General features: G+C 64.8%; 16 protein-coding genes. 14 read left to right on the top strand and 2 right to left on the bottom strand.

All coding sequences use genetic code 11. The annotated features are described in order from the left end of the window. From TX88_RS12790 to TX88_RS12740, 11 genes are all read left to right on the top strand, one after another. The coding region (locus TX88_RS12790) for a TIGR03617 family F420-dependent LLM class oxidoreductase (RefSeq protein WP_044517251.1) at positions 1 to 823 on the top strand (823 nt) is incomplete at its 5' end. After that, complete coding sequence (locus tag TX88_RS12785; RefSeq protein ID WP_244438414.1) at positions 820 to 2,241, top strand: long-chain-fatty-acid--protein ligase; 1,422 nt, start codon at positions 820 to 822, stop codon at positions 2,239 to 2,241. The genes TX88_RS12790 and TX88_RS12785, both read left to right, overlap by 4 nt. Next, a complete protein-coding gene (locus tag TX88_RS12780; RefSeq protein WP_044517247.1) occupies positions 2,238 to 3,701 on the top strand; it encodes an acyl-CoA reductase in 1,464 nt (487 codons plus the stop codon). Before TX88_RS12785 ends, TX88_RS12780 begins: the two co-directional genes overlap by 4 nt. 7 nt (positions 3,702 to 3,708) lie before the next feature. Next, positions 3,709 to 4,521, top strand: coding sequence for an SMP-30/gluconolactonase/LRE family protein (locus tag TX88_RS12775; protein ID WP_162563132.1), 813 nt, complete (start codon positions 3,709 to 3,711; stop codon positions 4,519 to 4,521). 17 nt (positions 4,522 to 4,538) lie between these two features. Continuing rightward, entirely contained in the window at positions 4,539 to 5,396 is an 858-nt protein-coding gene (locus tag TX88_RS12770; RefSeq protein ID WP_209446975.1) for an enoyl-CoA hydratase-related protein, read from the top strand. Further along, entirely contained in the window at positions 5,393 to 6,652 is a 1,260-nt protein-coding gene (locus TX88_RS12765; RefSeq protein WP_044517240.1) for a cytochrome P450, read from the top strand. Before TX88_RS12770 ends, TX88_RS12765 begins: the two co-directional genes overlap by 4 nt. A gap of 24 nt (positions 6,653 to 6,676) precedes the next feature. Continuing rightward, complete coding sequence (locus TX88_RS12760; protein ID WP_044517238.1) at positions 6,677 to 7,444, top strand: enoyl-CoA hydratase; 768 nt, start codon at positions 6,677 to 6,679, stop codon at positions 7,442 to 7,444. A gap of 10 nt (positions 7,445 to 7,454) precedes the next feature. Then, positions 7,455 to 8,450, top strand: a complete 996-nt coding sequence (locus TX88_RS12755) for an aldo/keto reductase family protein (RefSeq protein ID WP_044517236.1) — start codon at positions 7,455 to 7,457, stop codon at positions 8,448 to 8,450. Positions 8,451 to 8,607: 157 nt separating this feature from the next. Next, the gene (locus tag TX88_RS12750) at positions 8,608 to 9,624 is read left to right on the top strand and encodes a Rieske 2Fe-2S domain-containing protein (RefSeq protein WP_044517234.1); all 1,017 of its coding nucleotides are present in this window, start codon (positions 8,608 to 8,610) and stop codon (positions 9,622 to 9,624) included. Next, on the top strand, positions 9,621 to 10,238 hold the full coding sequence (locus TX88_RS12745; protein ID WP_044517233.1) for a cysteine hydrolase family protein: 618 nt from the start codon (positions 9,621 to 9,623) through the stop codon (positions 10,236 to 10,238). Before TX88_RS12750 ends, TX88_RS12745 begins: the two co-directional genes overlap by 4 nt. A gap of 33 nt (positions 10,239 to 10,271) precedes the next feature. Then, a complete protein-coding gene (locus tag TX88_RS12740) occupies positions 10,272 to 11,939 on the top strand; it encodes a medium-chain acyl-CoA ligase Mig (RefSeq protein WP_044517231.1) in 1,668 nt (555 codons plus the stop codon). On the opposite strand, the gene TX88_RS12735 is transcribed toward TX88_RS12740, so the two are convergent. Beyond that, a complete protein-coding gene (locus tag TX88_RS12735) occupies positions 11,923 to 13,410 on the bottom strand; it encodes an aldehyde dehydrogenase family protein (protein ID WP_044519360.1) in 1,488 nt (495 codons plus the stop codon). The genes TX88_RS12740 and TX88_RS12735 overlap by 17 nt on opposite strands. Before the next feature lie 159 nt (positions 13,411 to 13,569). Here TX88_RS12735 and TX88_RS12730 point away from each other — a divergent pair, with 159 nt between their 5' ends. The 3 genes from TX88_RS12730 (at position 13,570) to TX88_RS12720 (ending at position 16,374) form a co-directional block, all read left to right on the top strand. Continuing rightward, on the top strand, positions 13,570 to 14,355 hold the full coding sequence (locus TX88_RS12730; RefSeq protein ID WP_044517229.1) for an SDR family oxidoreductase: 786 nt from the start codon (positions 13,570 to 13,572) through the stop codon (positions 14,353 to 14,355). An 89-nt stretch (positions 14,356 to 14,444) separates the two neighbouring features. After that, positions 14,445 to 15,665, top strand: coding sequence for a cytochrome P450 (locus TX88_RS12725; RefSeq protein WP_044517227.1), 1,221 nt, complete (start codon positions 14,445 to 14,447; stop codon positions 15,663 to 15,665). 10 nt (positions 15,666 to 15,675) lie between these two features. After that, complete coding sequence (locus TX88_RS12720) at positions 15,676 to 16,374, top strand: TetR/AcrR family transcriptional regulator (RefSeq protein WP_044517225.1); 699 nt, start codon at positions 15,676 to 15,678, stop codon at positions 16,372 to 16,374. Positions 16,375 to 16,384: 10 nt separating this feature from the next. Here the strand turns inward: TX88_RS12720 and TX88_RS12715 are convergent, their stop codons facing one another. Then, positions 16,385 to 17,920: an aldehyde dehydrogenase family protein gene (locus TX88_RS12715; protein WP_044517224.1), complete on the bottom strand. Its 1,536-nt coding sequence runs from the start codon at positions 17,918 to 17,920 to the stop codon at positions 16,385 to 16,387. Positions 17,921 to 17,922 lie beyond the last annotated feature (2 nt).

Here is a 17,922-nt window from a genome sequence, read left to right as displayed (position 1 = left end):
CCTCGGCCTCGGCTCACAGATCCGCGTGCACATCGAGAAGCGCTATGGCAGCCAATGGGGCAAGCCGGCCGCCCGGATGGCCGAGTCGGTTACAGCCGTCAAGGCAATCTTCGCCACGTGGGAAGGACAGGCCCCGTTGGAGTTTCGGGGCGAGTACTTCACCCACACCCTGATGCCACCGAACTTCAATCCCGGCCCCAGTCCGTTCGGCCCGCCTCCGGTGCTCATGGGGGCACTCGGTCCGCTGATGACACGTAAAGCCGCGGAGGTGGCGGACGGCGTGCTGGTGATGCCGTTCAACAGTGCACGGCATTTCAGCGAGCGGACCGTCCCGGCGATCGAAGACGGATTGCAGCGTTCCGGCCGCACCCCAACCGATTTGCAGATCGTGGCTCAGGCCATGGTGGCGGTGGGGAGCACCGAGGAACAGCTCGTGCACGCGATCAACCGGGTCGCCTTCCTGATTGCCTTCTACGCATCGACCCCCAACTACCTCCCGGTGTTGGAAGCCGAGGGCCTGGCGCACCTGCAACCTCGCCTCAACGAGCTATCGAAGGCCGGTGACTATCCGGGGATGGCTGCACTCATCGACGAGGACACCGTGCGGGTCTACGGCGTGGTGGGAACACCTGAAGAATGCGCCGCACAGATCCATGAACGATACGGCTCGTACGCGGGCGACGTCTGCTGCTATTTCCCCGGCTATACGCCAGATCCCTCTGACGTAGCTGATCTGGTCGGGGCTGTGCAGCGGTTGCCCGTACGGCAGTTCATACCAGCGATACCTCAACTCCCTGCCAGTTCAACCGGAGACGACAAGTGACTTCCCACGACGTAGAGACCTTCATGAACAGCCCACTCGCGTACTGCGAGGAGTCTGTAACGAAGATGCACAGCATCCCCCGTGCCGATCTCGAAGAGCTCCAGCGCGAAGCGATGACGCGCCGGTTCGCTGAACACCGCGAAAGTATCGAGATGGTGGGCAAACTGGCTACCCGCCTCGGAGTATCGACCGTGGCTAAGTTCGAAGACGTTGTACCGCTGATGTTCTCGCACACCGCGTACAAGTCGTATCCTGCAGCGCTATTGGATAACAAGCGCTGGGATCTGCTGACCAGGTGGTTGAACAAGCTGACCTGTTACGACCTGTCGCAGGTCGATGTCAGCGGCGCAGTGAGCATTGACGAGTGGCTCGACTGCCTGGAAAGCCAGACGCCCGTGCAGCTGGTGACCTCGTCAGGTACCACCGGCACGTTCTCGATCATTCCCAAGGATGATCGAACCACAGTAGAGGGCATGCAGATCTGGAAGATGATGGTGTTTCAGACTTTCGGCAAGAAGCCGACCGAGGACGAGTTACGTCCCGAGGTCGATATCATCTGGCCCAACTACAGCGAGGGCCGCTTCGGGATGACACGAATGGTGCCGTGGCTCAAGCGCGAGTTCACCGGAGGTAACGAAAGTCGTTTCCATGCACTCTATTCCGGCGCGATGGAAACGGACCTGATGTTCCTTGCGAACAAGATGCGCGCCGCTGCAGCCAAGGGCGAGTTGGATCGCCTAGAACTCGATCCTAAACTGGCTGCCCGCAAAGATGAGCTCATTGCCATGCAGTCGCGCCAGGCCAGCGAGGTTCCCGAGTTTCTGGAACGCCTGACATATGAGTTGGCCGGCAAGCGCGTCTTCATGCTGAACCTTTATCCCTTGATGTACTCCGTCGCTTCAGCGGGTCTCGCGAAGGGGCTGCACGCGAACTTCGCCCCGAATTCTGTCGTTCTCGCCGGCGGCGGCGCCAAAGGGCAGGTACTGCCTGACAACTACATGGATGTCATCCGAGAGTTCTACGGCGTTCCGCGAATCCACGAGGGCTACTCGTTCTCCGAACACAACGGCGTGCACTTCGCGTGTGAACAGAATCGCTACCACATCCAGCCGTGGGTCATCCCGTTCGTGCTCGACCCGGTGACCAATGAGCCACTCCCCCGCTCCGGACGTCAAACCGGCCGGTTCGCCGTCTACGACGTCTACAACCAGAGCCACTGGGGTGGTGTGATCACCGGCGACGAGGTCACCATCGAGTTCACCGAGCCGTGCCCGTGCGGACGAACCTCGGTCTCCATCGATCACGACATCATGCGGTTCAGCGAGAAGAAGGACGGTGAGGAAGACAAGATCTCCTGCGCGGCCACCCACGAGGTGCAGAACGAGGCCATCGACTTCCTCAAGGAGTTTCAGGGATGAGCGAGTTCACGGTCCCACTGTTCATCCGCGGCGAGCTGATCACCGACGACCTGGTGCCGTTCGCCAGTCGGCTCGACCACACGTTCACCGCACCCGACCCCGCGAAGTACATCGACCGGTTGCCCTTGCGCAGTCCCGCCGACATGACCGACCTGTACGAGGTGTCGTTCGGCGAAATCCTGGACGTGCTCGCAGAACTCGGCAATGCGCTGGCATTCGACGCCAATGTCCATATCCAGGAGGCGTTCGAGGCCTGCCTGGTGTCCAACCCGATGCCCGAATCCATTCTGCGCACGGGCTATGTGGCGCTTCCGGCACTGTTCAATCGGGAACAGATGCGCGAGCTCGCCGATATCCAGGTCGGGATCGATCATCTCGAAGGCTGGGTCCCGCGCAGCCTGGTCGACGGCCGGCAGATCAGGGTCCGGGCATTCGGGGCGCGTACTTTGCACATCCCGGCCGGCAACGGTGGCCTGGTGTCGGGCATCACTGTGCTGCGGACGGCATTGACCCGCAGCGACGCCATCATCAAGGCGCCGTCCAATGATCCGCTCACGGCGATGGCGATCGCCCGCACATTGCACGACATCGCACCCGACCACCCCATCACCCGGCACCTGGCCGTGGCGTACTGGAAGGGCGGTGACGAGCAGTTGGAGGAGCGGCTCTACCGACCCGAGCACATCGAGAAGATCGTGGCCTGGGGAGGGCTGGCGTCGGTGAAGCACGTAACCCGTTACCTGCAGCCGGGTCTGGAATTGATCGCCCTCGACCCGAAACGCAGCGCAACCATCATCGGCGCCGAGGCCTTCGAGGACGACGAGACGCTGCGGGAAGTCGCGCAGCGTGCCGCCTGCGACGTCGGAGCCGGCAACCAGGAGGGTTGCGTCAACGCACGGGTCATCTACGTGCTGTCCGGGACCGACGACGAAGGGCTGGCGCGCGCCAACCGGCTCGGCGAGCTCGTCTACAAGGCAATGGTCAGCCTGCCGGAGTTCATCAGCACGAAGCCGAAGGTCGTCAACAAGACCCTGCTCGAGCACATCGAGGGGTCGCGGCTGACCGAGGACTGGTACCGCGTCTTCGGCGGCGAGGATGCCGAAGGCGCGATCGTGGTATCCCAGCTCGACGAGCCGGTACCCTACTCGACACTGCTGTCGGGACGGGTCGCCAACATCGTGCCGGTGGACTCGATCGAGAAGGTGACCGACGCGGTCAATGCCTACACCCAAACCATCGGAATCTATCCGGAGTCCCTGAAAACCGAACTGCGAGACCGGCTCGCGCTATTCGGGGCACAACGCTTTGTCTCACTGGGCTACGCCGCCAGTGTCAACTTCGAGATTCCTCAAGACGCGATAGAACCCGTGCGGCGCATGTGCAAGTGGATCGTCGACGAACACTGCGAACCAGACCGGGTCTTCCCGTTGTGGCGGGCCCCGGAGCTGCTCGGTGGCTGAGGCGCACATGAGAATCGACGTAGTGGCCGAAGGCCTCGGTTTCATCGAGGGCCCGGTCTGCCTGTCCGACGAACGAATCGCCGTGACGTCGATCAGTCACGGTTGCGTGTATCTGCTCAACCCCGAGGGCACCACTGAGCGCATCATCACCGGTGGCGGACCCAACGGGTTGGCAGTCGGTCCTGACGACACGCTCTTCGTTGCCCAGAACGGCGGAGTCTTCGGCGGCAGCGGACCCGCCGAAGCCGGGGTTCAGGTTATCCGCGACGGTGCGGTCGAGTACCTGGCCACGGGAATGGGCGCCCCCAATGACCTCGTGTTCGGGCCGGACGGACGGCTGTGGGTTACCGATACCCGCGGCCAGGTCGACTTCTTCAACCCCGACGACAGTTTGCGGGGATGGGTGTGGGCGCTTGACCCCGAGAGCGGGAGCTGCGAGGTGATCCTCGACTCAGGCCCGGTTTTCCTCAACGGACTCGGATTCAGTCCCGACGGCACCCGTCTGATGGTCACTTCCACGTGCGAGGCCGCCCTGTATGCCTACGACGTCAACACGTGGGCACGGGAAACATTGTGCCAGTTCGATAACGGGTGGCCGGACGGTATGACGGTCGGACACGACGGCAACGCCTGGGTGGCGCTCACCGGCGGTGACCGACTCGACCTGGTCAGCGCCACCGGTGACGTAGTCGGACGGGCCGCAGTGGGTGAGGGCGCGTTGCCGACCAATGTCTGCTTCGGCGCCGCCGAGCACGAGCTGTACGTGACGGCTTCCCGGCACGAAGCGCTAGTACGAATCACTCTGCCGGACAGCGAGTGATGGCACGAGGAGCACCGTTGACGGCATCATGGACCGATATCTCACTGGACATCGACGATCCGGTGGCCACGATCACGATCAATCGGCCCGCACGCCACAACTCCTTGACCGGCCGCACGTTGCGGGAGTTGCGTGGTGCATTCGATCTGGCCGAGCGCGACCCTCGTGTCGTCGGCATCGTACTCACCGGTGCCGGGGAGCGTGCATTCTGCGCCGGCGTTGACGTGGCGATGCTGCAGGGTGCAGTGGCGGACGGTCCCGGCTCGGGTGGAGCTGACGGCGACGGCTGGTATGGCGCATTCCCCGGTGACCCGGATATGGCCGATGTACAACGGACATTCACCTGGCCGATGACGATACGCAAACCGGTCATCGGAGCGGTCAACGGAGTGTGCGCAGGTGGTGGCTTCATCCTCGCGATGGCCTGTGATCTTCGCTTCGGCTCTCACAGCGCCCGTTTCGACACCGTGTTCTCCAAGCGCGGCATTATCGCCGAGGAGGGGGTGAGCTGGCTGCTGCCTCGCATCATCGGGCCCTCTCACGCACTGGACCTGCTGTGGTCGTCACGTAGCGTCGCCGCCGAGGAGGCGTTGTCGATCGGTTTGATGACGCGCTTGACCGAGCCTGGTCAACTGCATTCCGAATGCGTTGCCTACATCGCGGAGCTGGCTCGCAACGCCTCCCCGCATTCCCTGATGGTCACCAAACGCCTGGTCTACCGGCATCTACATCAGGACCTCGGCTCCGCAGCCGACGAGGCGAATGCGCTTAACGCCGAGGCCCTTCGGCGCCCCGACGCCGTCGAGGGCGCAATGTCACTGATGGAACGGCGGCTCCCCCGATTCGGGCGCCTCGACCTGGGAGATTCACGATGACGTCCACCGCAGCGAGCTCATACCACCGGTTGAACATCTCGGACCCGGATTTCTGGGCGGCAGATTTCCGAACCAGAGACCAGACTTTCGCAGAACTGCGGGCCGAGGGCGGACTGAGCTGGCAGCCGCCCACCTCCTCGGTGTTTCCGCACACCGAGACCGGCTATTGGGCCGTGACGCGGCACGCCGACATCAAGACCGTCAGCGTCAACAACGATGTCTTCGTGTCGTCGCTGGGCATCAGCGTCGACCCGATGCCGGCCGAGGTGCAGCAAGCCGCGAGCTTCATCTTGGCGATGGACGATCCGAAGCACGCGTTCTATCGCCGGTTGATCAGCAAGACCTTCACGCCCAGGCAAATTCACCGGATCGAAGGCCAGATTCGAGCGAACGCTACCGAGATCGTCGACCAGCTCATCGAACGTCTCCGCGACGGCGAGGAAGTCGACTTCGTCGCCGAGTGTTCCGCCAAACTGCCGATGCGCACCATATCGGACATGGTGGGCATCGCCCGCGAGGATCAGGAGGCGGTCGCCTACGCCGCCGAAAGTCTCTTCAGCGGAACCGACGAGGACTACGCCAGTCTCGAGGACCGCGCGACGCACGCGTTGACCCAACTCGGCGTACTTACCAGTACTGCTCTGGACCTGGCACGGCTGCGACGCCGCGAACCCCACGACGATCTGATGACTGCGCTGGTGAATGCCGAGGTCGACGGGAAGCGGATGTCCGACGACGACATCGCAGCGTTCACCGTCATCCTGTCGACCGCCGGCAACGACACCACCAAGCAGACCACCTCCCATGCGTTCAAGGCACTTACCGACAACCCCGACCAACGGGCTTGGCTTCTGGATGATTTCGACAACCGCATCGGCCTTGCCGTCGAGGAGTTCGTCCGGTGGGCCACGCCGGTGCTTAACTTCGCCCGGCACGCGGTCGTAGACACCGAGCTGGCCGGCGTCCCGATCAGAGCCGGGGAGAAGGTCGGGATCTTCTACTGTTCAGCAAACCGGGACGAAGCAGTCTTCGACCGTCCGCATACTTTCGATATCGCCCGTTCACCCAATCCGCATCTGGGTTTCGGCGGCGGCGGTGCGCACTTCTGCCTGGGCGCCCAGTTGGCCAGGATGGAGCTACGACAACTGTTCGCCGAGTTGCTCACCCGCCTAACCGAAGTGGAGGTTGGGACTCCGGAATACCTGAACAGCAATGTCATTCACGGAATCAAGCGGATGCCGGTCAAACTGGCCTGATCAAACTTGCAGAGGAGCCAACGAATGAACCTGCCGGACTTGCAGATCCACGACGACGACGGAGTGCGCATCCTCACGATCGACCGTCCCGCGGCCAAAAACGCGCTCAATGGGCCGCTGCGCTCCGCATTGCGCGACGCCCTTGGCGACGCCGACCGCGACGACTCCGTACGCGCGGTGGTACTGACCGGCATCGATCCGGTGTTCTCCGCCGGAGTCGATTTCAAACAGCTCGAACGTGGGCCAGGCGAGAGCGGTGGCCCACTCGACATCACCCCGGCAATGGCCCTGCGCGCCATGCGGACACCGACAATCTGCGCGGTCAACGGAGCATGTGTGTCGGGCGCCTTGGAAGTCGCACTGAGCTGTTCGTTCATCATCGCCTCGGATCGGGCCCGGTTCGCCGACACCCACGCATTGCTCGGCGTGATCCCGACCTGGGGACTCACCGCGCTGCTGCCCCGCGCTGTCGGTGTCCGCAAGGCACGGCAGATGTCGATCACCGGCGAATTCGTCGACGCGCACGAGGCCTTGCGCCTCGGGCTGGTGAATCAGGTAGTGCACCATGACGATCTGTTGAGGACCGTCATGGCGATCGCGCACCGTATCCCCGCCAACGCGGCCGTCCCCGAGATGCTCGGTCTCTACGCACGCGGCGAGGACCTGTCCCTGGCTGGTGCACTGGCCGCCGAAACCGCACACAGCGTCGGCCGCCGCTACGACCTGGCGGCGTTCACCGCCTCCGGTAGCGCTACCGCCGCCCGTCAACGCACTCCCGAATCGAACCGTTGAGAGGCAGTCAATGCTCTACCGCCAATTGGGCACATCCGATCTGCAGGTCTCCGAGATTTCGCTGGGGTCGTGGCTCACCTTCTCCGGCGGTATCGAGTTCGACCAGACCAAAGCCTGCACCGCTGCCGCGCTGGACGCGGGGATCAACTTCTTCGACACCGCCAACGCCTACGGTCAGGGCAGTGCCGAGTCGGCGTGGGGTGAGATCCTCTCCGTCCATCCGCGCGACAGCTATGTGTTGGCAACCAAGTTGTTCGCACCCATGTCCCAGGACCCGGCCGATTTCGGCCTGTCGGGCGCTCAGGTCCACAAGCAAGTCGATGCGTCGCTGCAGCGCCTGCGAACCGACTACGTCGACCTGTATCAGGCCCACCGCTTTGACATCAATGTGCCGTTGGAGGAGACCGTTGAGGCCTTCCAAGATGTAGTCCGCGCCGGCAAGGCTCGCTACATCGGCTTCAGCGAGTGGACACCGGAGCAAATCCGGGCCGCCATCGAGATCGGCGGCGAAGGACTGTTCGTGGCCTCGCAACCTCAGTACTCCATGCTGTGGCGCGGCCCAGAAGCTGAAGTGTTCGGACTGTGCATGGCGCACGGAATCCGCCAGATCGTCTGGTCACCGCTCGCTCAGGGAGTGCTGACCGGAAAATACCACCCGGGACGGGATGTTCCGGCTGACAGCCGCTTTGGCAGCCCGGCAATGGGTGTGGCGCGCAGCCGGTATTCCGACGAGGTACTGACGGCCGTGCAGCGGCTCGCCCCGATCGCCGAAGCCGCCGGGATGGACCTGGCGACGATGGCACTGGCGTGGGTGTTGCGTCGATCGGAGGTGGCTTCGGCGATCACCGGGGCATCGCGTCCCGAGCAGGTGTACGCCAACGCCGCGGCCTCCGGTGTCACGCTCGACGACGAGATCGTAGCGCTCGCCGAAACCGCCCTGAGTACGGTCGCGGTGACCGAACCCAAACTCGCCGTCGGTGCCGTTGATGGCGTACTGCGTCGCTGACCGGTTCTCGCGACCACCTCAGCACGCACGCCCGTCCCCGCAGCGCCATCCTCGACCGCCGTCCGCTCCGCGGTTAGACCCACTTTCTATGCAGAAACCTCTACTGTAATGTCTTCCGTACGTATTGCGAGAGCAGTGAAACGGGAGGGCAGCGGACATGAAAGTGCCGTTCACCTGGAAGGTCACCGGCTGGTTCATGATCGGCTGGTCGGCCGAGTACGAGGTCGGCGATGTGAAGGCGCTGAAGTACTTCGGCGAGGACCTCGCCGCCTATCGCGACGAATCCGGCGAGCTTCATGTGCTGGAAGCGCACTGCAAGCACCTGGGTGCCCACATCGGCCACGGCGGCAAGGTTGTCGGCGACTGCGTCGAGTGCCCGTTCCACGGCTGGCGGTGGGGACCTGAAGGCAACAACACCTACATCCCCTATCAGCCCGACAAGCCCAACCGTGGTCTGCGGCTGCGCTCCTACCCGGTCAAGGAGCAGTACGGCTGCATCTTCATGTGGTATCAGCCCGATGGCAAGGAGCCGCAGTGGGAACTGCCCGACATCTTCCACAAGTTCCCGCAGTTCGAAACCGATCCGGATGCCTACTACCGGCCCTACCCGGAGTTCTCCAGCCGGGCTGACGCGATCCCGGTCCACCCGCAGATCGTGGCCGAGAACGGTCCGGACAGTTCACATTTCCGCTACGTCCACGGCGCGACCGTGACCCCGGTGTGCCTGCACTGGGAGCACGTCGACGAGGAATGGCGGTTCCTGACGGGCTGGCCCGATGCCCGCAGCGACGATCCGGACAAGATGGCACTGCGGATTCACAGCCACTTCTCCGGCCTCGGCTTCGCCATGAGCGCCTTCGAAGGCTCGTCCAACCACCGGCTGATCTTCGCCTGCACCCCGGTCGACGACGAGGTGTCGGACATGTTCTATTCGATCTGGTGGCCCAAACTCCCGGGTGAGACCTCCGACGTCCCGCCCGAGCAGGTCCGCAAGCAGGTCGAGAAGCAGTTCCTCAAGACCGTGTGGGAGGACTGCGACATCTGGCGCTACCAGAAGTACGTCGAGCATCCGCCGCTGGCCAAGATCGACGCGAAACCGTATATGGCCATGCGCAAGTGGGCGACCCAGTTCTACGAGGTGCCACCCGTGGAGAGCGTAGTCAGCGTCTCATGAAGCTGGACCTGACAGAACTGGTCGCCCCCGGGCACACCGCGATCATTACCCAGGAATGCCAAGGCGCAGTGGTCGGTCCCGACGCGGGGCTGGCCGCACTGGCCGACGAGGCCCGCCGGGAGGCGCTACCCAACATCGCCCGACTACTGCCGGCAGCGCGGGCTGCCTCCGCCCGGGTGGTGCACTGCCTGGTGCAGCGACGCCCGGATGGGCTGGGTTCCAACCACAACGCCAAGATCTTCGCCATCGGCCGTAACGACGTGGGCATTCTGCCAGGCACACCGGGCGCCATGTTGCTTCCCGAGTTCGGCCCGGAACCGGACGACCTCGTGCTGTCCCGTTGGCACGGCCTGGGCCCGATGGGCGGCACCGACCTCGACCCGATCCTGCGCAACCTCGGGGTGCGCACCATCGTGGCCGTCGGAGTCTCGGTGAACATCGCGATCATCAATCTGGTGATGGACGCGGTCAACGCCGGGTACCGGGTGGTGCTGCCCCGCGACGCGGTCGCCGGAATTCCGACGGCCTACGCCGACGCGATCATCGACAACACCCTGTCTCTGCTTGCCACCGTCACCACAACCGAGGACCTGCTGCGCGCCTGGCAGCACTGACCCAAGACCCTCCCCCGCCCTTAGGAGAAACCCGTGCAGTTCACCGTTCCGGCCGTCGCCGAAGCCGTCGCAGCCGCCCTCGGCGACCGCCCGCTGATCGTCCAGGGCGACCGGCGCTACACCTACCGACAGATCGTGGACCGCTCGAATCGGCTGGCGGCGTATCTGCATTCGCGCGGGCTGGGCGCACAGACCGAACGCGGCGAACTGGCCGGCCACGAGGTAGGCCAGGACCTGCTGGGCATCTACGCCTACAACGGTCCCGAATTCGTCGAATCCCTGCTCGGCGCGTTCCGGGCCCGCGTCGCACCGTTCAACGTCAACTACCGCTACGTCAAGAACGAATTGCAGTATCTGCTGGCTGATTCCGGCGCATCCGCGCTCGTGTACCACGCCGCGTTCGCACCGCGCGTGGCCGAGATACTCCCCGATCTTCCTGCGCTGCGGGTGCTGATCCAGATCGCCGACGGTTCCGGCAATGAACTGCTCAACGGCGCAGTGGATTACGAGTCGATCGTCGGCGCTTCGACCGACGCCACCATTCCTGTCGAGCCCAGTCCCGACGACCTCTACGTGCTCTACACCGGCGGCACCACCGGCATGCCCAAGGGCGTGCTGTGGCGGCAGCACGACATCTTCATGACCGCGTTCGGCGGACGCAACATGGTGACCGGCGAGAAAGCGCAGTCGGTCGAGGAGATCGTCGGGCGTGCGGTCGACAATCCGGGCACCAGGCTGCTGATCCTGCCGCCACTGATCCACGGCGCCGCACAATGGGGGGCGATGACGGCCGTGACCACGGGGCAGACCATCGTATTCCCCAGTGTGGTCGACCGTTTCGATGCCGAGGACGTGGTGCGCACCATCGAACGCGAACAGGTGCTGGTGGCCACGGTGGTGGGTGACGCCATGGCGCGCCCACTCCTCGATGCCATCAAGGCCGGCCTTCGAGACGGCACGGCGGATGTGTCCTCCTTGTCCGTGGTGGCCAACGGCGGGGCGCAGCTGACCCCGCACGTCAAGCAACAACTCATCGACGCCAAGGCGAACCTCATCGTCATCGACGGGGTGGGGTCATCCGAGACCGGTGCCCAGATGAGCCACATGTCGGCCCCCGGTGCCGTGTCGACCGGAACGTTCAACGCCGGACCCGATACCTGCGTGGTGACCGAGGATTTCACCGCGGTCCTCTCCGCCGGTCATGAGGGACTGGGCTGGCTGGCACAGCGCGGGTTCGTGCCGCTGGGCTACAAGGGTGACGCCACCAAGACCGCGGCCACGTTCCCGGTCATCGATGGCGTCCGATATGCGACACCCGGTGACCGGGCGCGTCATCTGGACAGCGGGGCCATCGAGCTGCTCGGCCGCGACTCCGTCACCATCAACTCCGGCGGCGAGAAGATCTTCGCCGAGGAGGTCGAATCCGCGATCGCCTCGCATCCGGCAGTGCGGGACGTTGTGGTGGCCGGCCGGCCCAGTGAACGCTGGGGGCAGGAAGTAGTGGCCATCGTTGCGTTGAGCGAGGACGCGCTCGCCGACAACACTATTGGGGCCGACGAGCTCATCCGGCATGCCGAATCGTCTATCGCCCGTTACAAGCTGCCCAAGGCCGTGGTGTTCCGCCCGGTCATCGAGCGCAGCCCGGCCGGCAAGGCCGACTACCGGTGGGCCCGCGAGCAGGCGGTCAGCGAAACTTCTTGAGCCGCGCTGCGGTTCGGCTGCGGGCACGGCGCAGGCTGAGTTCGGCACTGACCCGCATGGACGCGCTGAACGGCCGGGCCGCCTGGCCCGTGACGCTGAACGGGAGGTCTGTGCCGACCACCGTACGGTAGTGGCTGAACGCATCGAAACCGGCTTTGCCGTGGTAGGCGCCGGTCCCACTGCGTCCGACGCCACCGAACGGGGCTTCGGACGGGATCATGTGCGCGGCAAAGTCATTGCGGGCCACCCCGCCACTGCGGGTGTGGCTGACGAAGTGGCGGAAGTCGGCATCGTCGGGCCCGAACCAGTAGGCCACCAACGGCGACGGGTTGGCGTTGATGTGGTCGACGGCCTCGGTGAGCCGGGAGTAGCCGCGCACCGCCAGCACCGGTCCGAATACCTCCTCGCCAGCGATCCGCATCCGGTCATCGACGTCACGCACGATGGTCGGGGCGATCTTGCGCGACCCCGGATCGGGCAGCACCTCCCCCGCCGGGACGACGGAGTCGATCCGGGCCCCGTGGGCACGGGCATCGGCGATCAGTCCGACCACCCGGTCGAAGTTGGCCTGGTTCACCGAGGAGCAATAGTCGGCGTTGTCGATGATGCTGGGAAACAGATTGCTCAGGCTTCTCCGCGCGACCTCGACGAACCGGTCCACCTGCGTCTCCGGGACGAAGACATAGTCCGGGCACACGCACACCTGGCCGCCATTGACCATGCGTGCCTGGGCGATTCGGCTCGCCGCCCGTTCGATGTCAGCACCGGGAGACACCACCACCGGGTTCTTACCGCCCAGTTCCAGCGTCACCGGAACCAGATTGTCCGAGGCCGCGCGCGCCACCAGCGCCCCGATCGAGGGTGAACCGGTGAAGAACAGGTGGTCGAACGGTAGGCCCGCGAACTCCGCGGCGACATCGGGCCCGCCGGTCACGACCTGCAACTCGGTCGGATCGAAATACTTCGGCGCGGTCGCCGCCATCAGTTCGGCGGTGCGCGGGGTGACCTCCGACATCTTGATCATCACCCGGTTGCCCGCGGCGAAGGCCGCAGCTGCAGGCAGCACCGTCAACTGGATCGGGAAGTTCCACGGTCCGATGATCCCGATGACACCGAGCGGGCTCGGCACCACCTCGGCACGCAGCCCGGCGAACCGGGCGGCCCGCATCAACTTCGTCGCGCGCATCCACTGCGGCACATGCGCCCTGGTGTGCTCGATGACCGAGAGCATGCCCAGGATCTCGGCGAAGAACGCAGCCGAGCGCGACCGCGACCCGTAGTCGGCCGCGGTGGCGGCGACGAAATCCTCGGAGTTGTCCAACACCATCGCGAGAAGCCGGTCAATGCGGTTGCGGCGCAGCGCGACATCGGGCGGACCATCGGCGATGAACGATCGGCGCTGGGCTGCCAGCAGCTCATCCAGACCGTCGCGCTGCGGCTGCATTGCCGCACGCTCCTCGATCGCGCTCATCGAATCCGTCTCCTCGCCAGGCACGCGTCGCCCACATTCCGGAGCCGCCTCCGGTAAGGCTAACGGTAGCACCCACCGAGCAGGCCGAAGTCGATTGTCCGAGTGGCCCGAATGTTTACAGTCATCCTTACTGTCGTTAATTCAGTGGAAGGTCGTCGCATGTCGGAAACCGCACGCAGAATCGTCGTCGTCGGAGCCGGATCCGGAATCGGAGCGGCCACCGCGGCGCACTTCTTCGAACGGGGCGACCATGTGCTCGCCGTCGACGTGCGCCCCAATGACACCCCGGCGTCGGAGCACGCCACGTGCGACCTGCGGGACGCGGCCGACATCGCGCGCCTGCTGAGCGAGATCGGCGACGGCTGGGACATGCTCGCGCATGTCGCGGGAGTGCCGGGCACCGCGCCGGCCGCCGACGTCCTCAAGGTCAACTATCTCGGCATGCGACTGATGGTCGAAGGCATACTGCCGCTGCTGCGCCACGGCGGCTCGATCGTCACGGTGGCGTCGACCGCGGCCCTGGGCTGGCAACAGCGCATCGACATCCTCGACGGGTTACTCGAACTCACCGACGGGGATGCGGTGGCACAGTGGCAGACCGGGCAGGATCCGGATTTCCCGGTCTACACCACCTCCAAGCAGGCCGCGATCCTGTTCGTCAAGCGGATCTCGGGGCCGGCCTGGAGCAAGTACGGGGTGCGGCTCAACACGGTGAGCCCGGGCCCGGTCCAGACCCCCATCCTGTCCGATTTCGAGCAGACCATGGGCAAGGAGGTGCTCGACATGGTGCGCGCGACCGTCGGCCGGCACGCCAACGTCGAGGACATCGTTCCCCTGATCGCCTTCCTGGCCTCCCCCGAGGCGCGCTGGATCAACGGACAGGACATCCAGGTCGACGGCGGCTTCATCGCCGCGATGAGCAACGGCGCCCCAATCGCGCTCTGATCTGCCCGAATCAGCCCAGATCATATTACTGTAAGATTTACAGTAATATGATCTGGGAGATGAGTCCGTTGCGAGCGGTGAGGTGAGCTGTGGGTAGTGAAGTGCAGGATCTGACGGTCGACGGGCCGGTCGACGACACCGCCACCCTGCTGCGCGATCCGTACCCGATCTTCGCGCGGCACCGTGCCGAGCACGGCGTATTTCGCGGTTCGGTCATGGACTGGTCGAAGACACCGGAATCGCTTCTGCCGGAACATCAATTCGCCGCCGTGTCCTTCGATGCGGTCAATACCGTCTTCCGGGACGGCAAGTCGTTCAACTCCAAGATCTACGACAACACCATCGGGCTGTTCATCGGCCCGACGATCCTGGCCATGGAGGGCAAGACCCACCGCGAACACCGCAACCTGGTCTCGGCGGCTTTCAAGTCACGCTCGCTACAGCGCTGGGAACCCGAGATCGTCCGCCCGATCTGCGAGGCGTTGGTCGACGAGTTCATCGAGTCCGGCAGTGCCGATCTGGTGCGCGACTTCACCTTCGAGTTCCCCACCCGGGTCATCTCCAAGCTGCTGGGTCTGCCTGAGGAAGACCTGCCATGGTTCCGGCAGCGCGCGGTGGAACTGATCAGCTACACGGTGAAGTACAAGCGCGCGTTCGAGGCCTCCGCGGCGCTCAAGGACTATTTCCTCGGCCAGATCGATCTGCGCCGCTCCAATCCCACCGACGACATCATCGGCGATCTGGTCACCGCGGAGATCGACGGCGAGAAGCTGACCGACGAGGCCATCTTCTCGTTCCTGCGATTGCTCCTGCCTGCGGGGCTGGAGACCACCTACCGCTCCTCGGGCAACCTGATCTACTTGCTGCTCACCCACCCCGAGCAGTTCGCCGCGGTGCAGGCAGACCACGAGCTGATCGGCCAGGCCATCGAGGAGGGGCTGCGCTACGAAACCCCGCTCACCACGGTGCAACGCTCGACCACCCAGGACACCGAACTCGACGGCGTGGCACTGCCCGCCGGTGCGGTGATCGATGTGTGCATGGGGTCGGCCAACCGCGACGAGAACCGCTGGGAACGGCCAGAGGAGTTCGACATCTTCCGAAAGCGGGTTCCGCACATCACGTTTGCGGCCGGCGAGCACACCTGCATGGGGTTGCACCTGGCCCGGATGGAAACCCGGGTGGCGATGGAGAGCCTTCTGAGCCGGGTGCGCAACATCAACCTGGTCACCGACGACGATCCGCACATCTTCGGTCAGCCGTTCCGCTCCCCCACCGCCATACCCGTCACCTTCGAGCCGATCCGCTAGAAGGACTGCAATGGCCACGCCCGCAAGCACCAATGGACGCCGGCGCCGCGAACGCGGGTCGATCAGCGTCGACGAAATCCTGCGCGGCGCTTTCGAAGTGGCCGACGAGGTATCGATCGACAACCTCAGCATGCCGCAGCTCGCCCGCCATCTCGATGTCGGGGTGACCAGCATCTACTGGTACTTCCGCCGCAAGGACGAGCTGCTCGACGCGATGACCGAGCGCGTCCTGCTCGATTATGACTTCAGCGTGCTGTCCATCGAGGCCGGCAATTGGCGTGAATCCCTACGTGCCCATGCCCACCGCATGCGGAAGATGTTCACCAACAATCCGATCGTGTGTGATCTCATCCTGATCCGCGGCACCCGCGGTATGCCGGCGGCCCGGCCCGCGCTCGAGAAGATCGAAAAGCCGGTGGCCGCACTGGTGGCCGCCGGCCTCACCGCCAAGCAGGCACTCGACACCTACACGGCCATTTCCGTGCTGGTGCGTAGCTCGGCCGTGCTGCAGCGCCTGCAGAGCCGAACAGCCGATGACCAGTTCCCCCGAGAGTATTGGGAGCAGGTGCTCGACGCCGAGGCGATGCCGCTGATTGCCTCGATCCCCGGGCGGGGTTACCGGATCGGCATGGCCGACGACATCAACTTCGACCACATTCTGGACAGCATCCTCGATCGCGCCGCATCGTTCGCCACCGTTCAGGGGTAACGTCCCTGCGTTACTGGCGGGGCAGGCGCCAGCCGATGGTCTTGGTCTCGGTGTACTGCGCGAAACCTTCGATCCCGCACTGCCGTCCGACACCGCTGTTCTTGAACCCGCCGAATGGCGCGTCGGCACCGTAGTACATGCCGCCATTGACACCAATCGCGCCGGTCCTTATCCGTCGGGCAATTCCCATCGCGCGCTCGGACGACGCCGATACCACCGCGCCGGCCAAGCCGAACGCACTGTCGTTGGCGATCCGCACGGCCTCGTCGTCATCGTCGAACGGGATCATCACCAGCACCGGACCGAAGACCTCGTCCTGCGCGATCGACGAGCGCGGGTCGGCCCCGACGATGACGGTGGGTGCGACGAAGTGCCCGTCGGTCAGATACTCGGGCAGTCCGTCCGGTACGCCGCCGCCGACCACGATGTCGGCTCCGTCGCGACGGGCACCGTCGATGGCATCGAGAACGCGCTGCTTCTGCGCCGCACTGATCAGCGGGCCCACCAGTGTGGTCGGCAACGCGGGATCGCCCACCGGCACCGCACCGAATGCCATGGTCACATTGGCGACGGCTTCGTCGAACAGGCTGCGATGCACCAGCATCCGGGTATTGGCCGCACACGCCTGCCCCGCGTGCACGCACGCCCCGATCGCTCCGGGGATGATGTGGCCGGGCTTGGCATCGTCGAGCACGATCATCGCCGACTTGCCGCCGAGTTCGAGGAAGGTGCGCTTCATGGTGTCCGCACCGACCCGCATCAAATGCCTGCCGACGGCAGTGGATCCGGTGAACGACACCATGTCGACCCGAGGATCGGTACCCAGAAGTCCCGCAACCTCATTCGACGGCGTCGGGACGACGTTGACCACGCCGGGCGGCATGTCGGTGCGCTCGGCGATCAACCGGCCCAGCCGAGTGGCGTTCCACGGCGTGTTCGGATCGGGTTTGAGCACCACCGTGTTGCCTGCCGCCAGCGCCGGCCCGAGCTTGTTGAGGATCACCTCGATCGGGAAGTTGGACGGTGTGATCGCGGCGACCACACCGACCGCCTCCTTGACCACTGTGCGGGCGTTGCGCTCACCGAACAGCCCGCCGCCCTCGAGCGTGCGCTCCCACTCGAACTCGTCGATCAGCCGGGCCGGGTATCGCAGCGCATCGGCCAGCGGCCAGTCCAGCTGGGCATTCTCCGTAGTCATCGCCGGGCAGCCGACCTCGGCGATCAATTCCTCACGCAGGTCAGCTTTTTCGGATTCGATGGCCTCTTGCAGTTGGGCCAGTACCCGCTGACGCAATCCGCGGTCGGTGCTCCAGTCGGATTCGTCGAACGCGCGCCGGGCCGCTCCGATCGCTCGATCCATGTCCTCGGCACCGGCGGCCGCGGTGGTCCCCAGAACCAGGCCCGTGGCGGGGCTGAGATTGTCGAATTCCGCACCGGACGCCGCAGATACCAGCGCACCGTCGATCAGCATGCGTTTCTCGGCCCGCCCGGCGGCCCGCCGCCCGATGTCCACACTGGTGACGGCCTCGTCCACGACTTCGCTCACGC

The organism is Mycolicibacterium septicum DSM 44393, assembly GCF_000455325.1.
Taxonomy (GTDB): Bacteria; Actinomycetota; Actinomycetes; order Mycobacteriales; family Mycobacteriaceae; genus Mycobacterium; species Mycobacterium septicum.
This window is presented reverse-complemented; position numbering and strand designations above follow the sequence as displayed.

Excerpts from the sequence above, each read along its gene's own strand:
- TX88_RS12765 (WP_044517240.1), top strand. The coding sequence starts at position 5,393 with ATGACGTCCACCGCAGCGAGCTCATACCACCGGTTGAACATCTCGGAC.
- TX88_RS12720 (WP_044517225.1), top strand. The coding sequence starts at position 15,676 with ATGGCCACGCCCGCAAGCACCAATGGACGCCGGCGCCGCGAACGCGGG.
- TX88_RS12730 (WP_044517229.1), top strand. The coding sequence starts at position 13,570 with ATGTCGGAAACCGCACGCAGAATCGTCGTCGTCGGAGCCGGATCCGGA.
- TX88_RS12760 (WP_044517238.1), top strand. The coding sequence starts at position 6,677 with ATGAACCTGCCGGACTTGCAGATCCACGACGACGACGGAGTGCGCATC.
- TX88_RS12755 (WP_044517236.1), top strand. The coding sequence starts at position 7,455 with ATGCTCTACCGCCAATTGGGCACATCCGATCTGCAGGTCTCCGAGATT.
- TX88_RS12750 (WP_044517234.1), top strand. The coding sequence starts at position 8,608 with ATGAAAGTGCCGTTCACCTGGAAGGTCACCGGCTGGTTCATGATCGGC.
- TX88_RS12735 (WP_044519360.1), bottom strand. The coding sequence starts at position 13,410 with ATGAGCGCGATCGAGGAGCGTGCGGCAATGCAGCCGCAGCGCGACGGT.
- TX88_RS12780 (WP_044517247.1), top strand. The coding sequence starts at position 2,238 with ATGAGCGAGTTCACGGTCCCACTGTTCATCCGCGGCGAGCTGATCACC.
- TX88_RS12775 (WP_162563132.1), top strand. The coding sequence starts at position 3,709 with ATGAGAATCGACGTAGTGGCCGAAGGCCTCGGTTTCATCGAGGGCCCG.
- TX88_RS12745 (WP_044517233.1), top strand. The coding sequence starts at position 9,621 with ATGAAGCTGGACCTGACAGAACTGGTCGCCCCCGGGCACACCGCGATC.